The organism is Shewanella subflava (genome assembly GCF_025971955.1).
GTDB lineage: Bacteria > Pseudomonadota > Gammaproteobacteria > Enterobacterales > Shewanellaceae > Shewanella > Shewanella subflava.
The window spans coordinates 128,555-154,023 of sequence record NZ_JAPDMX010000028.1 but is presented as its reverse complement, the minus strand read 5'-3'; the positions used below and the strand labels follow the sequence as shown (position 1 = coordinate 154,023).

22 protein-coding genes are annotated in these 25,469 nt (G+C 41.6%); 14 read left to right on the top strand and 8 right to left on the bottom strand.

Annotated elements, in window-relative coordinates; all coding sequences use genetic code 11:
- Positions 1–19 precede the first annotated feature (19 nt).
- The 5 genes from OHT75_RS12370 to OHT75_RS12350 all read right to left on the bottom strand — a co-directional run bounded on the left by OHT75_RS12370 (position 20) and on the right by OHT75_RS12350 (position 6,585).
- Entirely contained in the window at positions 20–1,339 is a 1,320-nt protein-coding gene (locus tag OHT75_RS12370; RefSeq protein ID WP_264727751.1) for an ammonia-forming cytochrome c nitrite reductase subunit c552, read from the bottom strand.
- Positions 1,340–1,409: 70 nt separating this feature from the next.
- Positions 1,410–2,621 carry an NnrS family protein gene (locus tag OHT75_RS12365; protein ID WP_264727033.1) on the bottom strand — a complete coding sequence of 404 codons (1,212 nt, stop codon included), beginning with the start codon at positions 2,619–2,621 and terminating at the stop codon, positions 1,410–1,412.
- A 437-nt stretch (positions 2,622–3,058) separates the two neighbouring features.
- On the bottom strand, positions 3,059–4,528 hold the full coding sequence (gene phrB / locus OHT75_RS12360; protein ID WP_264727031.1) for a deoxyribodipyrimidine photo-lyase: 1,470 nt from the start codon (positions 4,526–4,528) through the stop codon (positions 3,059–3,061).
- A 29-nt stretch (positions 4,529–4,557) separates the two neighbouring features.
- Entirely contained in the window at positions 4,558–5,520 is a 963-nt protein-coding gene (locus OHT75_RS12355; protein ID WP_264727029.1) for a YbgA family protein, read from the bottom strand.
- A 141-nt stretch (positions 5,521–5,661) separates the two neighbouring features.
- Positions 5,662–6,585: a DUF368 domain-containing protein gene (locus OHT75_RS12350; protein WP_264727026.1), complete on the bottom strand. Its 924-nt coding sequence runs from the start codon at positions 6,583–6,585 to the stop codon at positions 5,662–5,664.
- A 138-nt stretch (positions 6,586–6,723) separates the two neighbouring features.
- On the opposite strand from OHT75_RS12350, the gene OHT75_RS12345 reads away from it, so the two are divergent.
- The 7 genes from OHT75_RS12345 (at position 6,724) to OHT75_RS12315 (ending at position 13,126) form a co-directional block, all read left to right on the top strand.
- Complete coding sequence (locus OHT75_RS12345) at positions 6,724–7,200, top strand: hotdog fold domain-containing protein (protein ID WP_264727024.1); 477 nt, start codon at positions 6,724–6,726, stop codon at positions 7,198–7,200.
- Between the two features lie 29 nt (positions 7,201–7,229).
- Entirely contained in the window at positions 7,230–8,114 is an 885-nt protein-coding gene (locus OHT75_RS12340) for a prohibitin family protein (RefSeq protein WP_188841506.1), read from the top strand.
- 106 nt (positions 8,115–8,220) lie between these two features.
- Complete coding sequence (locus tag OHT75_RS12335; protein WP_264727021.1) at positions 8,221–9,429, top strand: DUF418 domain-containing protein; 1,209 nt, start codon at positions 8,221–8,223, stop codon at positions 9,427–9,429.
- A 55-nt stretch (positions 9,430–9,484) separates the two neighbouring features.
- Positions 9,485–10,138, top strand: coding sequence for a YceI family protein (locus tag OHT75_RS12330; protein WP_264727019.1), 654 nt, complete (start codon positions 9,485–9,487; stop codon positions 10,136–10,138).
- Positions 10,135–10,512, top strand: coding sequence for a DUF1294 domain-containing protein (locus OHT75_RS12325; protein WP_264727017.1), 378 nt, complete (start codon positions 10,135–10,137; stop codon positions 10,510–10,512). The genes OHT75_RS12330 and OHT75_RS12325 overlap by 4 nt, the downstream gene beginning before the upstream one ends.
- A 97-nt stretch (positions 10,513–10,609) precedes the next feature.
- Positions 10,610–11,080 carry an FKBP-type peptidyl-prolyl cis-trans isomerase gene (locus tag OHT75_RS12320; RefSeq protein ID WP_264727015.1) on the top strand — a complete coding sequence of 157 codons (471 nt, stop codon included), beginning with the start codon at positions 10,610–10,612 and terminating at the stop codon, positions 11,078–11,080.
- Between the two features lie 1,053 nt (positions 11,081–12,133).
- Positions 12,134–13,126, top strand: coding sequence for a catalase family peroxidase (locus OHT75_RS12315; protein ID WP_264727013.1), 993 nt, complete (start codon positions 12,134–12,136; stop codon positions 13,124–13,126).
- A gap of 87 nt (positions 13,127–13,213) precedes the next feature.
- Here the strand turns inward: OHT75_RS12315 and OHT75_RS12310 are convergent, their stop codons facing one another.
- Positions 13,214–14,434, bottom strand: coding sequence for a M24 family metallopeptidase (locus OHT75_RS12310; protein ID WP_264727011.1), 1,221 nt, complete (start codon positions 14,432–14,434; stop codon positions 13,214–13,216).
- Between the two features lie 233 nt (positions 14,435–14,667).
- Here OHT75_RS12310 and OHT75_RS12305 point away from each other — a divergent pair, with 233 nt between their 5' ends.
- Both OHT75_RS12305 and OHT75_RS12300 read left to right on the top strand, forming a co-directional pair.
- Positions 14,668–16,461 (top strand): aminopeptidase P family protein, encoded by a 1,794-nt coding sequence (locus OHT75_RS12305; RefSeq protein ID WP_264727009.1) that lies wholly within the window; start codon positions 14,668–14,670, stop codon positions 16,459–16,461.
- Between the two features lie 230 nt (positions 16,462–16,691).
- The gene (locus OHT75_RS12300; RefSeq protein WP_264727007.1) at positions 16,692–17,993 is read left to right on the top strand and encodes a DEAD/DEAH box helicase; all 1,302 of its coding nucleotides are present in this window, start codon (positions 16,692–16,694) and stop codon (positions 17,991–17,993) included.
- Positions 17,994–18,062: 69 nt separating this feature from the next.
- Here OHT75_RS12300 and OHT75_RS12295 read toward each other — a convergent pair whose 3' ends face one another.
- On the bottom strand, positions 18,063–18,437 hold the full coding sequence (locus OHT75_RS12295) for a nuclear transport factor 2 family protein (RefSeq protein WP_264727005.1): 375 nt from the start codon (positions 18,435–18,437) through the stop codon (positions 18,063–18,065).
- 38 nt (positions 18,438–18,475) lie between these two features.
- Entirely contained in the window at positions 18,476–18,694 is a 219-nt protein-coding gene (locus tag OHT75_RS12290) for a DUF6500 family protein (RefSeq protein ID WP_264727003.1), read from the bottom strand.
- 101 nt (positions 18,695–18,795) lie between these two features.
- On the opposite strand from OHT75_RS12290, the gene OHT75_RS12285 reads away from it, so the two are divergent.
- The 5 genes from OHT75_RS12285 (at position 18,796) to OHT75_RS12265 (ending at position 25,469) form a co-directional block, all read left to right on the top strand.
- On the top strand, positions 18,796–19,425 hold the full coding sequence (locus OHT75_RS12285) for a peroxiredoxin-like family protein (protein ID WP_264727001.1): 630 nt from the start codon (positions 18,796–18,798) through the stop codon (positions 19,423–19,425).
- Positions 19,426–19,563: 138 nt separating this feature from the next.
- The gene (locus OHT75_RS12280) at positions 19,564–21,585 is read left to right on the top strand and encodes a sensor histidine kinase (protein ID WP_264726999.1); all 2,022 of its coding nucleotides are present in this window, start codon (positions 19,564–19,566) and stop codon (positions 21,583–21,585) included.
- 23 nt (positions 21,586–21,608) lie between these two features.
- Complete coding sequence (locus OHT75_RS12275; RefSeq protein WP_264726997.1) at positions 21,609–23,912, top strand: bifunctional diguanylate cyclase/phosphodiesterase; 2,304 nt, start codon at positions 21,609–21,611, stop codon at positions 23,910–23,912.
- An 88-nt stretch (positions 23,913–24,000) separates the two neighbouring features.
- A complete protein-coding gene (locus OHT75_RS12270) occupies positions 24,001–24,630 on the top strand; it encodes a DUF2913 family protein (RefSeq protein ID WP_264726995.1) in 630 nt (209 codons plus the stop codon).
- 95 nt (positions 24,631–24,725) lie between these two features.
- Complete coding sequence (locus tag OHT75_RS12265) at positions 24,726–25,469, top strand: substrate-binding periplasmic protein (protein WP_319803637.1); 744 nt, start codon at positions 24,726–24,728, stop codon at positions 25,467–25,469.

The following is a 25,469-nucleotide window of genomic DNA, read 5'->3' as shown; positions in this document are numbered from 1 at the left end:
AGGTTAACTTTGATATTTGTTAATTTTCATAACCATGGCGAGCAACTGGGTTCCAGTGTTTATCCACTTCATCTTTAATAAACATCGCTTTTGCGGCTTCTGCGGCATCTTTATCAAAGCCAATAACCGCATGGGCCTTCTCTTTGGTACTGATATCGGGGTAATCCACTTTTTCGACATCAAGCTGTTTCAAAACCATGGCCAATAAAGTACGTGATAAGGTCACTTGCTCAATCGCTTTATCCAACAATGCATTACCTTCTTCTGGATTATGAGCATACAAACCATGGGAAGCCATGGCAAAATCCCAACGCCATTGCCCATGACGAATGCCCATGATGGCATCATTCATAAGTGGCCATGTTGCGCCTGCATCCCACGCAGCTTTGGCCTCAAAGTGTGCTTTAACCAACAAGTCCTCAACCTTACGTGCCTTAATATTAATTTGCTGCTTGTTTTTGTTTAATGTTTTGGTAATCGCCTGCTGACTAGAGTGACAAGCCTTACATGTACTATCGAAATGTTCTAGCGCATTACCCACTTTATGATCGGTAAACTGATGGCCTTTATCATCTGTTGCTGGCGGCATATGACAGGTTATACAGGTAACGCCAGCTTTGGCATGTTTGCTGCGACTCCAATGCTCAAACTCTGGGTGGCGCGCCTTTAAGATGGGTGTTTTTGAAATAGGATGAATCCATTCATAAAAACGACGGGTATCATAATACTTTTCAATATCATCGGCGGTGCTGCCAAAAATCCATGGAATATTGACTTTATCGCTCCGCTCAGGCTGAAAATAATACGTCACATGGCACTGACCGCATACTTGAGCCCCTTTCATACTGTTATTTTGTTTATCAAAAGGCAATTTTATTTTGGCCATAGCATCCTGTGCATGTGGACGAGGTAGCGCCAATTTAGCACTGCCGTCTTCGTGACAATCGCTGCAATACACCACAGATTTAATTTCAGTACCTAAATCGGTAAAATTGGCGCCAGAAAACCCCTCAATGCCCATTTCACTCATCAATCTTGGCGCATCAGGTGTTTTACAGGTCCAGCAACTGGCTGACAGCCCTTTTTTTCCTTCTTCGACTGAGACTCCAGTTCGTAAGATATGAGTCACATCAGCGACGGCAAACTGATGTCCGCGAGGACTATTATACTCTTTCGCAAAAGACGAACCCGCCCATAAAATGATGTTTGCTGGGTATGAGGCTAACATGTCTTCTTTATCTGCTTGCTCTGATGTCGCTAACCAAGTTTGATATTGGTTAGGGAATTTACCCTGATTGATGTCTTCTACATTGGCCATCGCAGGCAAAGTGGCTATCATCCCTACGCCTGCAAGTATTGACACGAATAGAGGGTATTGATTTAAAAACATAGCTTACTCTTCTTAAAATTTATCCAGGGCGACCATCTAATCTGGGACGGGTTAAAATAGGGGCGTAATACCACACGAACATTCCAAAACTAATAAACCAACATGCCCCCGCTAACCATAGCCAAGTAGAGGAATATTGAGGCACGACTAAAGGCATAATCGCGCGTAATATTGCCGCTAAGGGCAAGCAAGCAAAGGCTAATACCATGTTAGGGCCTTGGTAGATATTACGACTTGTATGACCTAAAGAGACGCGCGATATCATCGACAAACACAAGGATGCGATGCCACCAACGGCAAATAAATGCAGTAACGTGCGGTATGCAAACTCATTGTTAATATTCCACGCCATCGCAAGCAAGGTCACAGGTAATGCCCAATATGAAACATGTAAAGACCACAACATAGGTTCTTTAAAGGTTTTATGGCCTTTCCAACGTAATACTCTGATCAGTTGCAACAGTCCGGCACTCAATAAAATACCTTGTTCAATTTCACGCGAAAAGACATGAAATACTGACTGGACAAACAAAACACCCATTACGAATAATAACGTTAATTCAAGTGCATGTATGGGATCTGGCTTTGAATGCTGTAACTTCATCGCAGTAAAGAAAGGAATAACTCGTCCACCAACGATGGTAATCACCATGGCCAACCACCAAATCATAGCTTGCCATAACTGAGTTGATAACGAAAAATTTCGTTCATACAAGGCGTAATAACTGACTAAGTTAACAACCAGAGCAAGCATAATCATTATGGGAAAACCAATGTTTCGCCACTGTTTTACTTTATAAATACAACGCCATAATGTTGCAGCTGTGATACCTAAAAATAAGGTGTCAAACAATGCTGGTAGCCAAATAGGAATATTAAAAGGCATTAATAACAGTAAACGAGCGGCTAACCAGCAGCTAAACGTTACAGCTAACAAAGGCCCTTTCATGGTGGGTTGGTTGGTCCAAGTTTGTGCCGCGGTAAGCAAAAAACCGCTTACGATAGCCAGTGCAAAACCAAACAACATCTCATGGGGATGCCACCATAATGGCAACACATTAGCCCAAAACTGGCCATTAAATAAACTGTATTGCGGCGTAAACCAGCCCATTAACCAAAGCGGAATATACAAAGCTGCAACCACCGCACCTCCAAGGAAAAAAGGTCTAAAGCCTAATCGCCATATAGCGGGTGTTTGCTCAATTTCTCGGGGGTCATCAATGTTTAACATTTAACACAGCCTTAAACATGCATAAAAAATAAATCTTTAATGCAGTTTAAGCCCATCTAGACTTTTGTTCAATAGTAATAGGGCTGCGTGATAAGCCATTAGATAAAACTGTGATCTACACGTTATCTTGTACTTGAAGAATGTTGCTAGAAAATAGCCGGTAAAAAAGGTTAGTACTGTCTATCGCAACCAGAACGAGTGTTAAGACATGAACAAACCAGAGTTAAATCTTTATATTCAATTGTTTACTAAAAGATTTTAACTTTGTGCAGCTAACAGTCAAAATTAGCCTTTAATAGCGGGTGTCAGCTTCAGTTGCAACCAAAACTCTATCCCATCCTTGGGGTCTTATCGCCTGTCAATTCAACGCTGTTAGCGATACAAAGGCCTGGCTGGTTGCATTTATTTTCCCGAGCGAGATGACTTAGATAGAATAACTACCCGCGCTTCAATGCCCCTAATACTTCAAGTGCGCGTTTTCGGGCAAAACCATGTTCAACTATCGGCTGAGGGTAAGCCTTTTCTTGCTTGGCACGTTCAGAAAATAAATCGGCCATGGAATTAATATGATGCGCCTTTAAATGTGGCTCGTGAATATGCTTTAAACTCCAATCGGCCACTTCAGGAACAAAATGCTTTATAAAGCTCGCATCGGGATCAAACTTGCTACTTTGTGTCATAGGGTTAAACACCCTAAAGTACGGTTGGGCATCGCACCCTGTACCGGCAGACCATTGCCAGCCACCATTGTTAGCCGCTAAATCTCCATCAATAAGATGCTGCCTAAAATATTGCTCTCCCCAGCGCCAATCTATCAGCAAATGTTTAGTTAAAAAGCTCGCCACGACCATGCGTAAACGATTGTGCATCCAACCCGTTTGGTTGAGTTGCCGCATTGCGGCGTCAATTATCGGGTACCCCGTCTGCCCCTGACACCAGGCTTGAAATTCATCATTGTCATTGCGCCATTGAATAAACTGACCCAATTCATTAAAGCTTTGAGATCTTGATAATTTAGGAAACGCCACCAGCAAATGACGGTAGAACTCTCGCCATATCAGTTCGTTTAACCATGTTTTAGCTGGACTGGCATCATTAACAAGTGCATCTGGATAATAAAATAAAATGCCAGCAACACACTGACGTGGGCTCAATACACCAATGGCGAGATAAGGTGAGAGTTTACTTGTTCCATCGATGGCTGGTAAATCACGGTATTGTTGATAGTCAGCAATGTCATTCTCAATAAACTGTTTCAATTGCTTTCTGGCGCAATCCTCCCCCGCCGCCCACAGCTCACTTGTCACTCGTTGAGGATAAAACTCATCACAATTAAATCGACTTAATGAAGGCGCGGCTATTGGCTGCCTAAACGCAGGGATCCCTAATGGCACGATGGGTTGGCTTGACGCTATTTTTTTCCAAGCTTTCGAAAACGGGGTAAAAACTTTATACATCTGCCCGGATAAATTGTTAACAGTACCGGTTGCTAACACACAGTCTTGCTCAATTAACCTTAGCGGGATACCCGCATTAATGAGTTTTATATCGCGCTGCCGCTCATTAAATTCTGACTCATTAGCGGCAAATATTTGCCCTATATGATGCTCAGCACAATACGCCTTTAGCCAAGGTAAAATATCATCAAAGGTGCTTAAATTAACTACGGTTAACTCAATACCAATTGCCGCTAACCTTTGGTTTAATTGCTCAATATGCCTTTCGATAAAATCAATTTGAATAGCAGCAACGTCGTGTTCAGCCCATTGTTTAGGGGTAACAAAATAAATCGCAGTTAGATTTGAATCATGCAACTGCGCGAACTCACAAGCTTGAGTTAACGCAGGATGATCATGAATACGTAAATCTTGTCGAAACCACACGACACTATTATGAGCAAATTGCATGCTGTATTTTTACCTTGTATTAACCTAACCTAGTATGCATAACGTAATTTAAGTGTTTCCGGGTGCGGATTTAAATACACTTGGTCTGCAATGTAAGGCACTTCAAACTCATTCAAATAATGGTTAATTAGCGTAATTGGCACCAGCAAAGGAAAAAGCCCTTGGCGATATTTCATAATCGACTCGGTTAACTCTTCTTTTTGACGGGCACTCAAGTGCTTCTTAAAATAGCCCTGAATATGCTGCAAAGTACTGGTGTGATTTTTGCGCGTTGCTTTGACTTTTAGCGCACTCATAAAGCCTTCAAAATAGCTATTAGCGGTTTGTTCTAAGTCTTGAATATCAGCCAATAACGGCCCCAATTCGCGATACCATTTAGGGCTATGGGCCATCAACAAATACTTATAACGAGAGTGAAATTGAATCAACTTGTGCTTTGTCAAACCTGATTCGAGCATTTTTCGCCAATCATGATAGGCATAAACACGGGTAAAGAAGTTTTCTCGAATCACCATATCATTCAGGCGACCTTCTTCTTCAACGGGTAAGTGCGGGTAAGCATCCATTAGGGCTTTAGCAAAAACCCCCACCCCTGTTTTGGTACTGTTATTGGTACCCATTTTGTATTCTAAAACACGTTCCATACCACAAGTTGGCGACTTTGCACAAAGCACATAGCCGCCCAAATAACCCAGTTCAACCACCTTTTGTTGGCTAAATTGAGTCAATTTTTCCGTCACATCCAAGGTACCGTCAGCACTTTGAATGAATAACACATCGCCATCACGAATTTGGCGAATGCTCTTTCTTGGTGCCCCCATACCGATAGCCATTTCGGGGCAAATACTGGTGTATTCAAAAAATGGTTCTATTTCGGTGGCGCAGTAATAAGAGTTCTTGTGTCCACCATCAAACCGAACCTCACTCCCGAGTAAACAACTGCTAATACCAATTTGAATTTTTTCTGGTACAAATGTTTGAGGTTCATTCATAAAAGCGCACTCCTGTGGCGGGTAAATTTTTTAATGAGGCTAATCATATTGTAAAATTATACGTGGATGCTTTAAAACTAGTTCATTTTAAACAAAAAAACAGAACCTAAGTTCTGTTTTTTGTTTAAATCTTGCTTAAATCTACTTCAATGTACGTCGATGGCCAAAATATTCTAACGACCAAACTAACACAACCCCAAAAAGTGCGCAGGCTATGGCAGCAATAAGCTGATGTGAATCCCCCGTTATGGTTTGAAAATCAAATGGACTTAAATTTTGCTCAAGTAATGGAACTTGCTCTCCACTAGAGTTTTCACGCCAACTAACAACTTGTTTCCATGGCCAGATTTTTCCTAATGTGCCTAACATCAAACCAATTAAAAACATTAACGTGGCATCATGAAACTTTCGCAGCAAAGCAGATAAGACATGACTAAAGCTCAGCAATCCCAGTACACACCCCATTGCAAAACAGGCCAAATAAGCAATATCAAACCCTTTAACGGCGGCTAACACCGCAGGATAAAGACCAAGCAACAGTAGAATAAAACTGCCAGAAATACCCGGTAAAATCATCGCACATATCGCAATTGCACCAGCAAAGAAAAACGTTACATAGCTGACTTCTATAGCGATAGGGTTTAACACTGTTATGCTCCAAGCAAATAATACCCCTAGGGCAAACAGCAGCATTCGCGGCAATGTATACTGACTGACCTGTTTAAGCATATGGATAACAGAATATAAAATCAGTCCAAAAAAGAATGACCACACTGGAATAGGATGAGTGACTATCAACCAAGAGATTAACTTAGCAAAGGCAAAAATGCTGGTCAAAATACCGCCAAACACACACACAAGGAAAGGACCATTAATGTGTAAAAAAGCGGCTTTAATCCCCTGCTGACGCACAATACCAAATAAACTCGGATTAATCTTACGGATCCCATCCAGCAAAGGGTCTAATAACCCCGTGATAAAGGCAATGGTTCCACCTGATACGCCCGGCACAACATCAGCTGCACCCATGGCCATACCTTTTAAATACGTTATAAATAACTTCAAAATTAACCCTAATCCGTAGTTTGGACACAATAATCTAGGCGGCGATTATACCCACTTGCACAAAGGCAAACCACTAGCAGAGTGTTAACAATAATGCTAACCTCATCCGACCAGACAAATAATCACCAGTAATGGATTATGAATAACAACAAACCTAATAAAGTCATGGCGTTATACCACAAGGTTACTCGCTACCCTTTCGGCGATAAAATTTTCTCTAAAATGGTATCCCGTATGGCGCCGTATTTCGGCACGATTCACCCTCAGATCACTTCACTGCAAGAAAATCGCTGTGAATGCTTAATCAAAAAACGCAAAATTGTGCAAAACCACATTGGTACAGTGCATGTGATTGCCATTTGTAATGGCCTTGAAATGGCAATGGGCACGATGGCGGAGGCTTCGATTCCTAAGCATCTTCGCTGGATCCCTAAAGGTATGTCTGTAGATTATACCGCTAAAGCCGGTAGCGATATTCTGTGTGTCGCAGAGGTAAAACCAGAACAATGGCAAGTTGGTGATATGTTAGTCGACGTCAAAGCCTATGACACTCATGGTGTTGTGGTGGTTCAAGGCCATATCAAGCTATGGATTTCAGAAAAGCCACAAAAATAAATTTTGTTCAATTTTGCTAGGGAAGCACAATGTTAAAAAATGGTCTAACAACCGGCGACAATCATCTAAGTAAAATCATTCCTGGGGTTATTTTTATCAGCTTACTAACAGGTCTTTATGGCAGTTGGTACACGGTTGATCAGGGGGAACGAGGTGTTTTACTGCGCAATGGTAAAATTATCGATACGGCTGAACCAGGATTAGGTTTTAAAATTCCGTTAATCGATACGGTCGTCAAAATTTCGACTCAAACTCATACCGCCAGTTATCAAGCGCTGCAAGCTTATAGTCGCGATCAACAGCCTGCGACCCTGCGTGCATCCGTGACATTTAGTGTGCCACCGGACAGAGTTGAAGAAGTTTATGCCAACTTCAAGGGCATTGATTCTATGGTGTCACGATTGTTAGACCGTCAGGTACCTACCCAGGTTGAAAATATCTTTGGTAAATACACCGCCATTTCAGCGGTGCAAGAAAGGGTTAAGTTTGGTATTGACGTGACTGATGCGATTACAAAATCAATTAAAGGGCCTGTGACAATTAGCTCAGTGCAAATTGAAAACATTGATTTTAGTAATGCCTATGAAAAATCAGTAGAAGACAGAATGCGCGCCGAAGTTGAAGTACAAACCCAATTACAAAATCTTGAAAAAGAACGTGTCAGCGCGCAAATTGCCGTGACTCAAGCACAAGCTGAAGCTGACTCACAATTGGCTAGGGCGATTGCTGAAGCAGAAAGTATTCGAATTAAAGGCGATGCTGAAGCGTCGGCAATTAAAATCCGTGCTGAAGCCTTAGCCCAAAATCAGAATTTAGTTGAACTGACCAAAGCCGAACGCTGGGATGGAAAGTTGCCAACCACCATGTTGCCAACAGGGACAATTCCATTCTTAGAAGTGCAAAAAAATAAGTAGCAAATCGCTTATTCGGTTAGCCATAACCATAGTCAAAGGATTTACTTTGCCTTTTAAAGCAATTTTTTAGGCGAAGTAAATCTTATTGATGACGTGATTAACATCAATGATAAAAAGGAATTCAATCATTAATCGTTATCCGCTTGCCAACGCGCCAAAACCACCTGAGGAACAGGCAAACATTATCACGCCCACGATAAAATATCCCCCAGACAGATCTGCTAATTTAGATGCCATTCGAGGTTTGGCGTTACTGGGTATTTTGTTTTTAAATATTTATTTCATGGCGAATAACTTTTACGGTTATGCCCCACATCAGCCAGAAATCTTATCCGATCAAATCATCGAAATACTGAGTAATTTTGCATTTGAAGGGCGCTTTATCAGCTTGTTTTCAATGTTGTTCGGTGCAGGTTTATGGCACCAACGTTGTAAAGCGGGCGATGATATAAAGGCGCAACACACCATCAAACGACGATTGTACTGGCTTATCGTATTTGGGCTGGTTCATGGCGTATTGATTTTCTCTGGAGACATTTTACTAACCTACGGTTTATGCGGATTACTGGCTTATCAATACTGCTCGTTTGCCCCTAAAGCCTTGTTAGTCAAGTCGGTAAAATTTATCATGCTTGCACTAGTGGTGATGGCGCTCATATCTTTAACCATTGAGGATGACCCCTTTTACCGCGGCTCTGACTATTATACACAGCAGCTTGATATTTGGACCGGCAGTTACACTACACAGGTGATGATGCAAGCCATCATGGTGGGGTACATGCTGTTGATAATCCCAATTAGTATTTTATGGTACGGCGCAGGATTAATGCTTATCGGCATAGCCCTGATGAAACAGGATTATTATAAACGCGGCTTTAGTACCAAACAGCTAGGAGCATTTGCCGTTACAGGCATAATATTTGCGATACTTGACAGTGTATTAAGCCAGTCTAGTTCTGCGGTGCTAAAAGAAATATCGGCTATCTTTATGATGCTGGGCGCCATACCCACCGCACTGATTTATTGGCATATTATTGTTAAACTCTGTCAAAACAACCCGCTAAAATTAACCTTATTACAAAACCTAGGGCGGGTATCTTTAAGCTTTTATATTCTACAGTCTATTTTAGGTGTGCTGTTATTACGACATTGGATGCCACAATGGCAGATATCATTTGATCGTATCGATTACATGCTACTTGCCATAGTATTAAACGCGTTACAACTGAGTATGGCTGCTCTATATGTGCGCTTTTTTAACCAAGGCCCCTTAGAATACTTATTGCGAGTGCTGTCTAAACGAATCAATACCTAAATAAATCAATGTGTAACTAAAGTCAGCACTTACTCAGATAACTAAAGGAGTTTTTTTGCAAACCATAATCCGTCATATTAACAGCCAATACCGCCATATATTGGCGATATTGTTTGCCCTAGTTAGCCTTTCGGGCTGTATCAGTTGGGTTACACCTTCTGTGACACCAGAACTGGTTCAGCTTAAAGGCGGTGAATTTACCTTAGACCCAAACCATGCGGCATTGATTTTTAAAATACCGCATTTAGGCTTATCGACCTATGTGGGTCGTTTTAATCAATTTGATGCTCAACTGAATTTTGATCCCAATAACATGCAGGCAGCATCATTAGTAGCCAGCGTGCAAATCAGTTCAATTGACGTCAACAATGAAAAACTCGCAACCACCCTGCAAAATAGCACTTGGTTTGATAGTCAAACCTTTCCCCAAGCGCTGTTTAAAAGCCAAAAAGTGACCCCGATTAACGCTGATGGCTCTGATAATCAATTTGCCTTTGAAGGTTTACTGACCTTACGAGGTGTAACAAAACCCGTCACCTTTAGCGCGACATTTCATGGCGGTGCTGATAATTGGATGACGGGGAAATATACCTTAGGGTTTAGCGCAGTTGGTACCATTAAACGCTCTGATTTTGATATGAGCAGCTACATCCCAATCGTGGGCGATAAAATAACCCTAGAGATCTACGCGGAGTTTTTAAAACAATGATGATATTTGCCCTAATAATGCTGGTTATCTGGCTAGTATTTTTGCTTGTCGGTTATGGATTCTATGCACTTTCGCCTTGGGTTATTGGCATATTTATTGGCATTAACCTGTTGAGTTTTATAATAACTTGGTATGACAAGCGCATTGCGGCTCAAAACCAAACTTCGCCCGATACTCAACGCAATCGTATTAGTGAAAAAACCTTATACATTTACGCCTTAATCGGCGGCTGGCCTGCGGCTATTATTGCCCAGCAATATTTTCGCCATAAAACCCAAAAGAATGCCTTCAAATATCGATTCTGGTTATGTATCGCAATCAATATGTTACTCACTGTCGGGATCAGTTATTTATATCTGCTGTATATCCTTTAACGCATTAAACTTAGTCAGCTAAGAGTGGCTATATCCACTGACTAAACTAAGGTAAACTACAGCACTATTTTACTCATACTAACCGAGAGAATTTTTCATGCGCATGATCATTGCTGTAGCGGTAATCGCTTTAGTCATTTTTTATTTTTTTAGCCAAATGAATAATCAAAAAGCCGCCAAAGAAAACATTGCCAAAGGCAGTGCTTTTTTGGCAGAAAATGCCAAGCGTGATGGGGTCATTCAAACCTTATCAGGCTTACAATATGAAGTGCTGACTAAAAGTGACAACACCGAACACCCTACTGCCAAAAGTAATGTCACTGTGCATTATCACGGTACTTTGATAGACGGTACGGTTTTCGACAGCTCTGTCGATCGCGGACAAACCATCGCATTTCCGCTTAACCAAGTGATTAAAGGTTGGACCGAAGGTGTGCAGTTAATGACGGTTGGCGATAAATTCCGTTTTTATATTCCAAGCCAACTGGCCTATGGCAACCGCTCAACCGGTAAAATTGTTGGCGGGTCTGTGTTAATTTTTGATGTCGAGTTATTTGCAATTAACTAACCTCAACTCGGTTTAAGAGATCAACAAAAAGCCATTATATCCAATGAAACTTTTAGAGACGTCAGCGTGACTTCAATTGGCATCAGATTGATTTCAAATACAAATGGTCCAGCGAGACGCCGCAAGCCCGTCCATATGGGCTTATCCTAAACGCCGAAGTTAGGGATACTCGCTGACTCATCTGCACCCGCATAATTATCTCTTCGATTTAGCTTATTGATAGCTTTGGTAACACAAGGTTAACTCGGAACTGGACAAAAACGATTTAGAACACAGCCTGCCGCAGGCCTATGTGCAAGCACGACCGTGACACGCTGCGATTTCGTCCCTGAAACCTCGGCCATGACGTCCATGTCATGGTCAAATTTGTTCCAGACAAATTTTGACATTCCCACCATCCATGGTGGTCAGTAGTCACGGCCGCGCTTACACTGGAATTATTATCTCTTCGATTTGACTGTATTTGGGCAATTATAAAAAGCAAAAAGATAAGTAACTAATCAGCTAAAAGGCTCAATATGATTTAAGGTCATCGAGAAAAGTCCGTGAGCTTGGCATGGATGCCAAGCTAGCTTTCGTTAGGCCACGGATGGCCTATCGGAAGCGTTAGGGCTTTTAGACAATGGCAGAAGTAAGCTAAAAATGAAGTTTAATGCTGAATCAAACCCCATCGAAAATATGCGTTTTTCAGCATTTTTCGTCTGGGGCGCTGAGGGTTTCCAAAGGGCTTCTTTTGTAAAAAAAGCGTGCGTTTTGCCCCTTTGGTCTGGTGTGGGCGAAGCGCCTTTTCAAAATAGAAAATATGAACACACATCAACCGCGGCTGTGCCTATAGAGTGTTGCTATTGAACTCAGCCAAGGACACCCCGTCTGCAAATAAATTATAATATTTAAAACTCTGATTTATAAAGAATACTATATCAAACCAACATTTCTTATCATCGTGAGCGAAGATAGTTTATCTTTCAGCATTTTATTTTTGTCATGGTGAAATAAATATCAGCTTTTGCCTTTCTTTATCCAATAACAAATAAACGAATCAATAGGATGACAATGCACACTCGCACACTTTCAATGCTAATCAAAGCAAGTCTATTTACCGCTTTACCAATGTTGATGTTACCCGCTGCAGCCACAGAAAAAACCATCTCTGATTTAGTGGATGCGGTTAATGGCACGCCTGATGATATCAGCCGCGATGCGGGTAAAAAGGTGAAGTTACGCAATCATGCTAATGGTTTTTGCACCTCTGGCGTGTTTAAGCCGAACCCGCAAGTTACAGAGACATTGGCAATCCCGTTTTTCACCCAAAGCAATATTGATGTCGTTGCCCGTTTTTCATTAGGTGGCACCAATCCACAATCATCGGATAAAACCGCTGGGCGCTTTATGTCGCTTAAGCTAAATGGTGAGACTGAAAGTTTGCATTTTGTTACCTCAAATGCCGAGGTGTTTTTTGCCAGTAATCTTGATGATTTTTTTACGTTTCAAACCAAAGTAAAACAAGGTAATGAAGGCAAACAATGGCTGATTGACAATAAACCAGATGCTAAAGCTTTTTTTGAATATATTAAAAAGCTCCCGCCAACAAGCAGTTATGCAGACAACCGCTATTTTGGTGTCAATAGCTTTATGTTCACCTCAAATAATGGCGAGCCCGTTGCGGGCAGATGGATTTTTGAGCCTGTAGACGGCGTGATAGCCGCATCAGCAGCAGAGCTTGCTCAAAAGCCGGATCATTTTTTACAACAAGAATTGACCAATCGAATAGCCACGACACCCGCCACCTGGGATCTATATGTTCAACTTGCCGAAAAACAAGATAAGGTGAATGATCCTACTATTGTTTGGCCGACGTCTCGACAACGGCTGTTAATCGGCCAAGTGATTATTAACGGTCAGCATGACGATGCGAAAGCCACCATAGAGTGTGATAAAGGTATTTTTAATCCATTGCAATTACCTAAAGGCATATCTGCATCGGCTGACCCAATATTAAATGCACGCTCTGCCGCTTATATTGAATCCTTTATCAGACGTAACTAAACACGATAAATTCACAAGGCGACATAAAAAAGCCTCCATCAACTTAGGCTGATGGAGGCTGAATTATTCACCACATACTCGCATGGGTTATCCGAGGTAAAACGGATCATCAATGGATTTGGCGGGTAAGGTAAACCACTTAGCGCCCTCTGCGGTCATGTAGAAATGATCTTCATGGCGAATGCCAAATTCCCCAGGTACACATAACATAGGTTCATTACTGAAACACATTCCCGCGGCTAATGGGGTACGATCGCTTTTCACCAGATATGGCCATTCATGAATATCTAAACCAATACCATGTCCGGTACGATGCGGTAATCCCGGTACGGCATAGCCTGGGCCAAAGCCCGCTTGTTCTAATACCTGCCTAGCCGCCGTATCAACATCACCACAGGGTAAATCAACTTTAGCGAAATTAAACGCCGCTAATTGAGCTTGTTGCTCTAACTGCCATAATTCGCGTTGACGCGCGCTGGGCTCACCAAACACATAAGTACGGGTGATATCTGAGTTATAGCCTTCTAGTTGGCAACCTGTATCAATTAGCACGGTATCATTTTTAGATAAGGCTTTAGGCGACTTCACGCCATGCGGATATGCGGTATCTTCACCAAATAACACAATGCAAAAATAAGAACCACGAGAGGCACCTACTTTACGGTGCGCGGCATCGATAAAGGCTGTCACTTCATCGGTTGTGATACCTTCACGCAAAATACTGGCCGCCGCTTTATGCACTTCAAGGGTCATATTCATCGCCTGTTGAATCAACGCCAGCTCTGTGGATGATTTAATCATCCGACAACCTGCCGTCACCGTTTTCGCATCAACCAATGTTAATTGCGGCGCAGCTTTAGCAATGCCATTACTGATGAAATAGGAGGTTGACTCATCGATGGCTAATTTTGCCCGAGTAAGGTCAAACCCCATCTGGTTAAGCGTTTTTGCAACCAGTACATAAGGGCTTTCATCTTCATGCCAGGTGTTTACCTCGCCTTTTACCACCATAAAGCCTTGCAATGTATCAAGCTCAAAAGCAGGCGCAATATATTGCACTTTGCCAGTGGCGGGTAAAATGGCACCGACCAAGCGCTCACTGGCATACCAACGTGTGCCAGTAAAGTAGTAAAGATTGGTGCCCGCATTTAAGTAAAGCGCATCAATACCTTGCTGCTGCATGATATGCTGCGCTTTGGCAATACGAGCTTCAAACTCTGATAAAGCAATAGGTTCAACACCTTGAGTCATATTTGTTAAGCCTTCAAGGGCTTGTTGTGGGCTTACGCCGCCAATACCTATTGTCATTTTTACTCCATATTAAGTGAATGATTAACTCAGATTTCCCTCAAACTAGCACATATTGGTCGCTGATGAGGGTGATAATACAATGTTAAGCATGATTGAAATTGTATACAATATAAAGTTACAATTGGTTAGGTCAAGTTAAAGTACAGTTAACTTGCAACATAACATCCGAGCTTGAGATAATCAGGCCATGCTACTTTCTAGCTCAACCCTATCACAGGAGTCGACTCTTTATGCCCCAATCAGCTGTTATTGCAGAACGTCTAAGCGCTATTCGCCTGCAACTTGCCCTTGAAAATATCGATGCTTTTATTATTCCTCGCGCGGATGAATATCTTGGTGAATACGTTCCAGTCAGAAATGAGCGACTTCGTTGGGCCACAGGTTTCACTGGCTCTGCGGGTATGGCCATAGTATTAAAAGATACCGCAGCCCTCTTTACTGATGGCCGTTATACCGTTCAGGTTCCAAAGCAAGTAGACAGCTCTTTGTATCAGTTTTTAAGCCTAACCGATGACCCTCAGATTGAATGGTTAGTTGACACCCTAAGCGCTGGAAGCAAAGTCGGTATTGATAGCCGTTTACATACTTTAGCCTGGTACCAACAAGCTAAGGCGCAATTTGATAAAGCTGATATTGAGTTAGTTGATGTAAAACAAAATCCGATTGATGTGCACTGGCAAGACCGTCCACAGCTACCAACATCAGCTTTCACCCTTTTCAGCCATGAAGGTGCAGGCAGAAACAGCCTAGAGAAGCGTCAGCAAATAGGCGCTTTAGTTAAAAAACAAGGTGCTGACGTCGCTCTTATTGCCGCACTCGATTCTTTTTGCTGGTTACTGAATATTCGTGGTAACGATGTGCCCCGTCTGCCGGTTATCCTAGGTAGCGCATTACTCGCAACAAATGGCGACATGACCTTATTTACTGACTTAAACAAAGTGCCTAGCGGTTTTGCTGAACATGTGGGACAAGGCGTCACGGTAAAAGATGAAGCGGAGCTGGTAAACGCGCTAGCAGAATTAAAAGGCATGAAATTACTGGCGGATCCCCATTCAGCCAACGCATTTTCACAACTGCAAGCTCAAGCGGCGGGTGCAAAACTGATTGCCGGACTTGATCCTGTAGCCTTACCCAAAGCGCAAAAAAATGCTGCTGAGTTAGCTGGCATGAGAGCGTGTCATGTGCGTGATGGTGTGGCCGTGTCTCGCTTTTTAGCTTGGTTAGATAACCAGGTTGAACAAGGCATTATGCATGATGAAGGCGTATTAGCGACGCAATTAGAAAGTTATCGTTTACAAGACTCACTTTACCGCGAGCCAAGCTTCGATACGATTTCTGCCACAGGCCCGAACGCTGCGATGTGTCATTACAATCATAATAATGGCACGCCTAGCACCATGACAATGAACAGTATCTACCTAGTGGATTCTGGTGCCCAGTACTTAGATGGCACAACAGATGTTACCCGTACCATTGCGATTGGCGATGTCACTGACGAACAACGCAAAATGGTCACCTTAGTGCTAAAAGGCCATATCGCTTTAGATTTAGCTCGTTTCCCTAAGGGCACTTCAGGTCAACAGCTTGATGCCTTTGCTCGCCAACATTTATGGCAACATGGTTTTGACTATGACCACGGCACAGGTCATGGTGTAGGCCACTTTTTAAGTGTGCATGAAGGCCCACAGCGTATCGGTAAAAATCTGAACAATGTGGCTTTGCTTCCTGGCATGGTGTTATCAAACGAGCCAGGCTACTACCGTACTAATGGCTTTGGTATTCGTATAGAGAACTTAGTGATAGTACAACATTGCGCAGCATTAACAGGCAGCGAGCGTGAAATGTATGAGTTCGATGCGATTACATTGATCCCTATCGATGCCCGTTTAATTGATAAGTCATTACTCACTGATGCTGAAATCAACTGGTTTAATCAATATCACGCCAAAGTACGTGATACCTTGACACCATTTATGCAAGGCGATGATTTAACATGGTTAAATAAAGTAACCGCGGCAATTTAACGCAATAAATTGTATCCATATAACACGGCGATCATTCAATGATCGCCGTTTTTATTTGATAAAGCGCAAGAACTATACAAACTCTGTATAAAAGTTTGGTATAATCCGCGCCCGTCAAAACGAACCGCTAATGCGTTATTAGGCTTTAGTGTAGCGTTGAAATAGACCCAAGAATGCCAAATCCCCGCCGAATAGATTGTCGGCTTGCAGCTTAATTAGGAACTGAAACCATGAAATTTGAATCTTTTAGCTTCGCACCAGAACTACTCCGCGCGATCGCTGAATGCGGTTATCAGACAATGACCCCTATTCAGCGTCAAGCCATTCCAGCCATTCGTCGTGGCTCAGATGTACTAGCCAGTGCCCAAACCGGCACAGGTAAAACGGCTGCCTTTGCTTTACCTATCTTACAAAAAATGATGGAAAAGCCTAAAGAAAGAATCGCCTCAAATACCCGCGTACTGATTTTAACCCCAACCCGTGAATTAGCGGCTCAAGTTGCTGACAACATTACTGCCTACGGTAAATACATGGACATCAATGTACTGACCATTTATGGCGGTGTAAAAATGGACAGCCAAGCCGTTAAAATGAAACGCGGTACCGATGTAATTGTGGCAACCCCAGGGCGATTACTCGAGCACATTTTATCGTGTAACTTGAGTTTATCCCACGTCGACTTTTTAGTATTAGATGAAGCCGACCGCATGTTAGATATGGGCTTTAGTGCCGATATTGAAAAAATCATGCAAGCCGTGAATAAAAATCGTCAAAACTTATTGTTCTCAGCCACCTTCTCGACCGCGGTTAAAAAACTGGCTAACGAGATGTTAGACAAACCTAAAATTATTGCTGCTAACGATCAAAACAGTACCGCAGACACGATCAGTCAAGTGGTTTACCCAGTCGAGCAACGTCGTAAGCGTGAGTTATTATCGGAACTGATTGGCACTAAAAACTGGCATAAAGTCATGGTTTTCAGTGCCACGCGTGAAGACTGCGATCGCTTAGTAAAAGAGCTTAATTTAGATGGCATTCCAACCTCGGTAGTGCATGGCGAAAAAGCCCAAGGCAGTCGCCGCCGTGCCCTTCGTGAATTTATGGAAGGCAAAATCCGTGTATTGGTTTCAACTGAAGTCGCAGCCCGTGGCTTAGACATTCCTGATTTGCAGTATGTTGTAAACTACGATCTTCCTTTTTTAGCAGAAGATTATGTGCACCGCATCGGCCGTACAGGCCGTGCCGGAAAGTCAGGCATTGCCATCTCATTTGTCAGCCGTGAAGAAGAACGTACTTTAGCCGATATTGAAAAATTGATTGGCCAAAAAATTCGCCGTATTACCGTACCAGGTTATGAAGTCAGTAACCGTGAGTTGTTGCTAAAGCAGATCCAAAAACGCCGTAGCTTTGCAAAAAGTAAGCAGCGTGATGACGGAGCCAGTGCACAGATGATTGCAGAAAAAAGCATGCAAGGTCGCCGCGTGACCGTGGGTAAAACCAAAGATTCGGTAAAATATAAAAAGATTAAGTAACCTTAATTTAGATTCAAATTAGCATTTTAGCGCGGTCGTAAGGTCGCGTTTTTTATGCTTTTGTCAAAGTTAACCCATAAAGGTTACCCGCCGAATTAGCCCCTGTTCTACTTCATATGCGGCGATGACTTTAACACTTCTATCAATGGTATTTTCATCTTCACTGGCGGATTCTGCTAACTCATGGTCAACCAAATACTGGCCTTGCACAATCCGGGTTAATGAAGTGGCATGCAAATATTTAAGTCCCGCGAACTTAGCACCATATTTTGCTTTTAAAGTAGGTTTACCTTGATATTGCAGTCCACCTGTTAAAGTGTAAACCTCAATATCATCATGATAGGTAGCAACAAACGCTTCTATATCTCTGGCATTGTAAGCCTCTAGCTGTTTATCTATCAATGAGATAGTCGCTAATTCTTGGGCACTATAATCGCTTGGCATTAATCTTTTATCCTCAAACCTCATTTAACGGCTTTAGTTTATTTTCCATCTTGAATCAAAGCCATAATCTTTACCGCTTTTTCAAAATGGTCGAGTTGATGTGTTTGTATCCACCACGTTGCAGCCTCCATCAGCAATTCAGGTTGATCATTTTTATTGGCAAAAAATGCATAAAAAGATAAGCCGACATTGTCACCTTTTTGCTGGATTTTACGCTGACAAACCGCAATCACGTTTTGTCTTAATGTTGGGCGCATTTTACCTCCTTGTTATCATCCATTTGGGTTTTGATGAAAGTTTTTATCCCATATTCTGGTCTATTGCGTTAATCCATACTATTACACTTTCAGGACACTGCATGTTGACTAAATTAATCATCACAGCTGCAATAGCGCTTTTGAGCTTCACCACCACAGCCAACCCCATCGCCATAGATGAAAATAATATCAGCCCATTACTGAACGGTCATGAGCTCCCCAACATCAGCTTACAAACCGTTGAAGGTGAAGATGTTAATTTAAAAGAGTTAGTTAGCCACAAGAATACCATATTGTTTTTTTACCGTGGCGGCTGGTGCCCATTTTGCAATGTTCAAATGGGACAACTGCAAGCAATTGAATCTCAGCTATTGGCAATGAATATACAACTGGTGGGTATTTCACCTGACTCACCCGAAAAACTCAAAGCCTCAATAACCCAAAATAAACTCAATTATCTGTTGTTATCGGATCAACACCTGCAAGCCGCTCAAGCATTCGGTTTAGCGTTTTATACCAGTGACAAGGTGACTAAAATGTATCAGGCAAAGTTAGGTGTTTCTAATCCCCTGTTTAACATGCCTACTGGGGAAGCACGTTTAGTGTTACCTGTCCCTGCGATTTATATGATCGATAAAACCGGTCTCATTCAATTTATGTATGCCAATCCTAATTACAAAGTGCGCCCTGCACCAGAGCTGATCTTATCGGCAGCCAGTTTACTGAACTAACCAGCAACTACTGCTCACTTTCATGCTCCAGTTTGGGTATAACAATTGTATTTGTTATACCTTTTTTTGTGTTTATTTTATTCGCTTTTAAATATCCTTTGCTACACTTAAACCATTCAATCTACAACAAATATGGCTATGGCTCGCAAATCAATCCTGACCCAACTAAACAAAGTGTTTATTTCAATTACTTTACTGGTCATTATTATCGCCAGCATTTTTGCATTTACTAGTCAGAAAATGCTTGTCGCCAGCAATGCTATTTTACGGGCAGATTTGCCGCTGGAAATGGCCATCGAATCGATGAACTCTACACTAAAAGCCATGCAAACCAATGCCGCCTTGTATTTGCTTGGCTATGAAGATCAAAAACAGCAATATCAAGTAAACTTAGCCCTACTTCAATCCACCAAACAAACTATTTCCCATCAAAAGCTATTAACTAATAATGAGCAGATCAATGCTTTTTATCAAGTTAATCAATTAAGTAACGCCATTAACCAGCAATATCAAACCCTTATTTTTGATGTTTATTCTCCTGAGGATGAAAAGGCCGCAAAACAAATTGCAGCGAATCTGTTAGAAAACAATGCTAAGCCTCTGGAGAAAATTATTGACTTTAGGGCTCAAGATGAAATTAAGGGCTCCCAAGAAAGTTCGGATGAAGAGGAGCTACGCTATGATGATATTCCGGCCATTCACTATTACCTCCAGCTTGTAGATGAAGCAGGTGACATGCAAAATGCATTAGCGAGCTACCTACTGAATGATAAAAATGCTAAGCAAGAATTTGATGAGAATGGAGAAGCCTTTGTTAAATGGCTTACATTATTAGAACCCTTAGAGCAGGATGAGGATGAAGTTGCTGATATAACCCATATAAAGCAACTATTTGAGCAATTACTTGATGGAGGGTATCAATTATTTAATCTGTATAACCCTGAATCATTAGCCTCAGCGACCCATGCTTTTAATCAATTGAAGCAAACACACATTGCAGACATTGAACAGCAAATGTCTGTGCTACTTAACAGCACATCTAATCAGGTTGTCAGCCAACTTGAAGATTTAAAAAGTACCAATATTGGCAGTATTATTCTGCTAGCACTGTTTGCCATGATAACCATCATTTTATTAATATCATTAAGTTTTTATACTAAGCGGACCATTTACTTACCGATAGAAAAACTGGCTAAGTCAGTCGATGCATTGCGCCTTGGCGAGCGAAACATTCAATTTATCCATAATGATGATGAGCTCGGCGATGTCTTTAAAAATGTCGAAAAATTTCAGCATGATCTAAGGCAATTGGATGCGTTACAAAAAAATGAAGCTCAATATAAACTCCAATTAGAGCTTGAGCGCGATAAGTTACAGCAAGCGTTAAATACCTTACAACAAGCGCAGAAGAAACTGATTAACAGTGAGAAAATGGCCTCGCTTGGAGCATTGGTTGCAGGTATATCACACGAAATCAACACTCCGATAGGCATTGCGGTCACCATCAGCTCAACATTTGAATCTCGGGTAAAAGAGTTCGTGACCCAAGCCAGAACAGGACAACTCAATTTATCTGATTTAGAAATGTTCGAACAAGAAAGCTTAGAAGGTTTAGTGATCATGCAAAAGGCACTTAACCGCGCCGCTGAACTCATCCATAGCTTTAAACAAGTGGCTATCGATCAATCCAGTAATCAACGCAGATCATTTTTACTCGACGAAATGCTCAATGAAGTATTCAATACCTTAAAGCATCAAATTAAGCGTTCAACATATACCGTTTCAATTGATTGTCCTGCGGACATTATGATGGACAGTTTCCCAGGGCCTTTTGGTCAGGTTATTACCAACTTATTTAATAATGCCATTATTCATGGGTTTGATGGCGCGCAAACGGGTGATATCAGTGTCAAAGTTTATCTGGAAGAAAATGATAAAATAAAGCTGCAATTCAATGACAATGGTATAGGGATCCCCGTTAGCCATATCGATAAGATATTTGATCCATTCTTCACCACCAAACTGGGTCAAGGTGGTTCTGGACTAGGGATGAATATTGTTTATAACATAGTCAATAATATTTTAGGTGGGGATATTAGTGTTACCAGCCACAATGGCACCACTTTTACCCTTATTATACCTATCATTGCGCCCAAATAATTACAGCACAAGGAGCGTGAGTAATGAGCGATTTTTTCTTAAAAATCATTAACGATAAACCTGCTAGTACGGATACCGCGGCATCAAAAGACACCAGTGTTCGACAAACAACACGAGAAGCAGATCCTTGGATTATCGGGATCATTGATGACGAACCTGGCATGCATGAAGTGACTAAATTGGCATTATCTCGGGTAGAGATTCTGGGGCGACCTTTAACATTTGTCAGCGCCTATGATGCCACAGAAGGTTATAATATCATCAAAGATAATCCCAACATGGCATTGGTGCTGCTTGATGTGGTAATGGAGACCGAGGATGCGGGTTTAAAGCTGGTTAAACGTATTCGGGAAGAGCTTAAAAACAAATTCGTGCAAATTATTCTACGCACTGGTCAACCTGGATTTGCCCCTGAAGAACAAGTCATTATTGATTATGAAATCAATGCCTACAAAACCAAAAGCGAGCTAACACGTGCAAAACTATTTACGGCATTGGCTAGCGGCATTCGCAGTTATCGACAAATCACCGCCTTAGAAAAAAGCCGTCAAGGTTTGCGCGCCATTATTGATGCTTCATCCAATTTACTGCAAGAACGATCTGTATTTGATTTTTCAAGCGGTGTATTAAATCAAATAGGTGCATTATTTAATATCGAGGCTGAAAGCATCTTTTGTGTATCTCAACGCCCACAAAATGGCCCCTCTGCCATTATCAGTAGTCAAAGTGATGATTATGTTGTGGTAGCCGCCAGCCATAAATATCAACCGCTATTTGGTAAAGGGCTAGCAAAGCTCAATAGTGAAGACTGCGCCATTCAAGCGGTACATCAGGTGCTAAAGCAAAAAGCGCATCTTTTTAATGATGATTTCAGCTGCCTGTATTTGTCAACGCCCTCACTTTGGGAGGGCGTGATTGTGGCAGAAAAAGCCGCAAAACTTAAACTCGTAGACCAAGAACTCTTGCAAGTGTTCTGCATGAATGTTGCAGTAGGCTTAGAAAATGCAAAATTCTTTAACTATTTGAATAAAGCCGCTTACTTTGATGATGTAACCGGTTTATACAGCCGTGCAGGCTTTATCGATTATGCACGCTCATTCCATCATCAACATGGCGATGATATTTGCCTGTATTTAATTGATATTGATTATTTCCATAATATTATTGAAAGTCTGGGGTATGAATTTGGAAATAAAATCCTCAAACGCATTGCTACTCATTTAATATCATCTTATGGCGATGAAGTATTGCTAGCCCGATTACATTCTGATGTATTTGCCTTACTCCTGCCAAACAGTCGCACCAAAGCACAGGATATTGCCCTAAGAAGTTCATTCCCTTTCAATATTGAAGAGCACTCTATTCGATTAGGGGTCACGGTCGGCGCGGCGCAGTATTCCAATGAGTACATACAACATCCATCACAAGATGGTAGTAACAGCCATGAATCCAACTTTGATGCAGCACTATTGCTTCGTCATGCTGAAATTGCCTTAAAAGTGGCCAAGGAAAACCGCCGAGGTTCAGGAGAGCTTTTTGACTCTGGATATGAGGTTGACTCCTATAATCGCATGAACTTACTCAATGACTTACGTAATGCCATAACCCATGAGGCGCTTTTCTTAGTTTTACAACCTAAAGTCAATACGCAAGATAAAACCATCATAGGCTATGAAGCTTTACTGCGCTGGAATCATGCTGAAAAAGGATCAATTCCACCTGGGGCATTTATCCCCGCGGTAGAAAAATCGGGCTTATATTACGATGTCGATTTATATGTGGCGAAAGCCACCTGCAAACTGCTTAACGACTACCCTCAAATCACCCATCCTATTTCAATTAATTTGTCAGCCAATTCACTTAACCATGAAACCTTTGTTGATGATCTTTTCGCCATTTTTAAACAGGCGAATATTGGTTTGGATAGAGTGGAGCTAGAAATCACTGAAAATGCCTTAATTCATTCTGATTCAGCGATCAGGGAATTAGACAGGCTTGCGGATTATGGGTTTACTGTGTGCTTGGATGATTTTGGCGCGGGCTATTCATCTTTGGGGTATTTACTGAGATTACCGTTAAATACCATTAAAATTGACCGCGCATTTGTGTCTCATTTGGTCGACAACCACAATGCCCAAATCGTATTAGAGGGTATCATTCATATGGGCACCAAACTTGGCAAGGAGATGATTGTTGAAGGTGTAGAAACCGAGCGGCAACTTAACATTGTAAAAAAGATGGGCGTCAATGTGGTTCAAGGATTTTATTTTTTCAAACCATTGACCATTGAACAAGTACTCAATTTATCAGCACAATATCAGATATAAGCATGTCGAAACCCATCCACTCGCAGTACACTATGCATCAGATAATCAAACCGACTATGCATAGATGTGCATTGGAATAAACAACAGCATGATTGAAACTTATAACGCAACAGTACTCGAATTGGCTTTAGCGGGTATTCACGATTTAACTGAATCCAATAAATCGCATAAAGGGCAACGCACTTTGGCACAAGAAAGCCATTTTTTATGCAGTTGGATGGTCGAAGCACTCAAAACAAAACGATTTTCAAAACAGGTCGCTGATGATTTAACTCAGTGGATCCGTTTAGGTCGCAGTCATGGCGCGGGGGCACAATTAAAACAACTGCTAGAACGCATCATTTTGCAATATCAAACGGCTAAAACAGCCGAACTTGCAACAGCTTTGAACGCCATGCTTACTGACTTTGAACAACAAAATTGGTTAGTCGTGACAGATACACCGTTATCAACCAAATTAAAATTAGAAGGTGATGGACAATCAAGTATCGTTATTTGTGCAGAACAACTGCAACGGCACTGTAAAGAGGCGGAAATCATTAAACCTATCGCACTCTATGTTAGAGGTAATGAAAACACACTAGCAAAAAATGCCTTAGCACACGGATTATTGCTAAGTCAGGCCAATAAAAAGAACAGTCTTATTAAGCACCATAAAACCTATTTAATTACGCCACAAAATCAACACCAAAGCCTGTGTTTATTGGCAATAGAATAAGACCAAAGTTAACCAGGCCAGCCACTAAAAAGGTTGAATATTTATCTTAAACTGATATACCTAATGTGCAGGTTGTTTTCAAAAAAGGATAATCATTGAAACCTTTATTTTGTGCCTTAGGGTCATTTGTTGTTATGTTGTTCTGCAGTCATGCTTCTGCAGATGTGGTATTAAAATATAATATCAATGGCTCAAGTAGTTGGGTGCCTTATTACATCCCTTACCAACCAGAACAACCGGGTATTTTAGCTGAAATTGTGCCGCAAATTTTAGTGTTGGCACAAATTCAGAACGAGAAGCATAACTACCCGCCCAAACGCACCAATCAAGCACTAGAAACAGGGTTATTGGACTTTGACTTAGTCAGTCCTAGTTGGTTTCCTGATGAAGACATGGGTGAAAGCTTTGTTCAATCTGATGCTATTATTCAGATAAAAGAAAACATCATCGCCCTTGAAGAAAATGCACAAAAATGGGCCAATATTCATGCCATAAAAGATCAGTCCATCGGCACTGTTAGAGGATACCTATATCATGATGACAGCCAGTTTACTCGGATTGATTTCACCTCAGAAAGAGAACTGATCAAAGCACTACACAAAAATAGAATTGAAGCCGCTATTTCGGGCGACTTACCAGCGCTTTATTGGAGCAATAAACTGAATCAGAAAATCGTCCTTGCTGCGGTGCATTCTAATGGGGTATTGGTGATGCGCCTGCGTAAAGAGCATCAGCGTCTATTGCCGCAAATCAATGCGGCAATAGCTCAACTTAAAGCCGATGGCACTATTGATACGATTATCGATAAGTACACCAAGAAAATTGTGCTCACTCAGTAA

Bases quoted from the DNA above. Each gene is read 5' to 3' on its own strand.
- OHT75_RS12300 (WP_264727007.1), top strand. From the start codon at position 16,692: ATGAAATTTGAATCTTTTAGCTTCGCACCAGAACTACTCCGCGCGATC.
- OHT75_RS12310 (WP_264727011.1), bottom strand. From the start codon at position 14,434: ATGACAATAGGTATTGGCGGCGTAAGCCCACAACAAGCCCTTGAAGGC.
- OHT75_RS12370 (WP_264727751.1), bottom strand. From the start codon at position 1,339: ATGATAGCCACTTTGCCTGCGATGGCCAATGTAGAAGACATCAATCAG.
- OHT75_RS12295 (WP_264727005.1), bottom strand. From the start codon at position 18,437: ATGCCAAGCGATTATAGTGCCCAAGAATTAGCGACTATCTCATTGATA.
- OHT75_RS12270 (WP_264726995.1), top strand. From the start codon at position 24,001: ATGATTGAAACTTATAACGCAACAGTACTCGAATTGGCTTTAGCGGGT.
- OHT75_RS12340 (WP_188841506.1), top strand. From the start codon at position 7,230: ATGTTAAAAAATGGTCTAACAACCGGCGACAATCATCTAAGTAAAATC.
- OHT75_RS12345 (WP_264727024.1), top strand. From the start codon at position 6,724: ATGAATAACAACAAACCTAATAAAGTCATGGCGTTATACCACAAGGTT.
- OHT75_RS12285 (WP_264727001.1), top strand. From the start codon at position 18,796: ATGTTGACTAAATTAATCATCACAGCTGCAATAGCGCTTTTGAGCTTC.
- OHT75_RS12325 (WP_264727017.1), top strand. From the start codon at position 10,135: ATGATGATATTTGCCCTAATAATGCTGGTTATCTGGCTAGTATTTTTG.
- OHT75_RS12290 (WP_264727003.1), bottom strand. From the start codon at position 18,694: ATGCGCCCAACATTAAGACAAAACGTGATTGCGGTTTGTCAGCGTAAA.
- OHT75_RS12335 (WP_264727021.1), top strand. From the start codon at position 8,221: ATGATAAAAAGGAATTCAATCATTAATCGTTATCCGCTTGCCAACGCG.
- OHT75_RS12275 (WP_264726997.1), top strand. From the start codon at position 21,609: ATGAGCGATTTTTTCTTAAAAATCATTAACGATAAACCTGCTAGTACG.
- phrB (WP_264727031.1), bottom strand. From the start codon at position 4,528: ATGCAATTTGCTCATAATAGTGTCGTGTGGTTTCGACAAGATTTACGT.
- OHT75_RS12315 (WP_264727013.1), top strand. From the start codon at position 12,134: ATGCACACTCGCACACTTTCAATGCTAATCAAAGCAAGTCTATTTACC.
- OHT75_RS12280 (WP_264726999.1), top strand. From the start codon at position 19,564: ATGGCTCGCAAATCAATCCTGACCCAACTAAACAAAGTGTTTATTTCA.
- OHT75_RS12305 (WP_264727009.1), top strand. From the start codon at position 14,668: ATGCCCCAATCAGCTGTTATTGCAGAACGTCTAAGCGCTATTCGCCTG.
- OHT75_RS12355 (WP_264727029.1), bottom strand. From the start codon at position 5,520: ATGAATGAACCTCAAACATTTGTACCAGAAAAAATTCAAATTGGTATT.
- OHT75_RS12320 (WP_264727015.1), top strand. From the start codon at position 10,610: ATGCGCATGATCATTGCTGTAGCGGTAATCGCTTTAGTCATTTTTTAT.
- OHT75_RS12365 (WP_264727033.1), bottom strand. From the start codon at position 2,621: ATGTTAAACATTGATGACCCCCGAGAAATTGAGCAAACACCCGCTATA.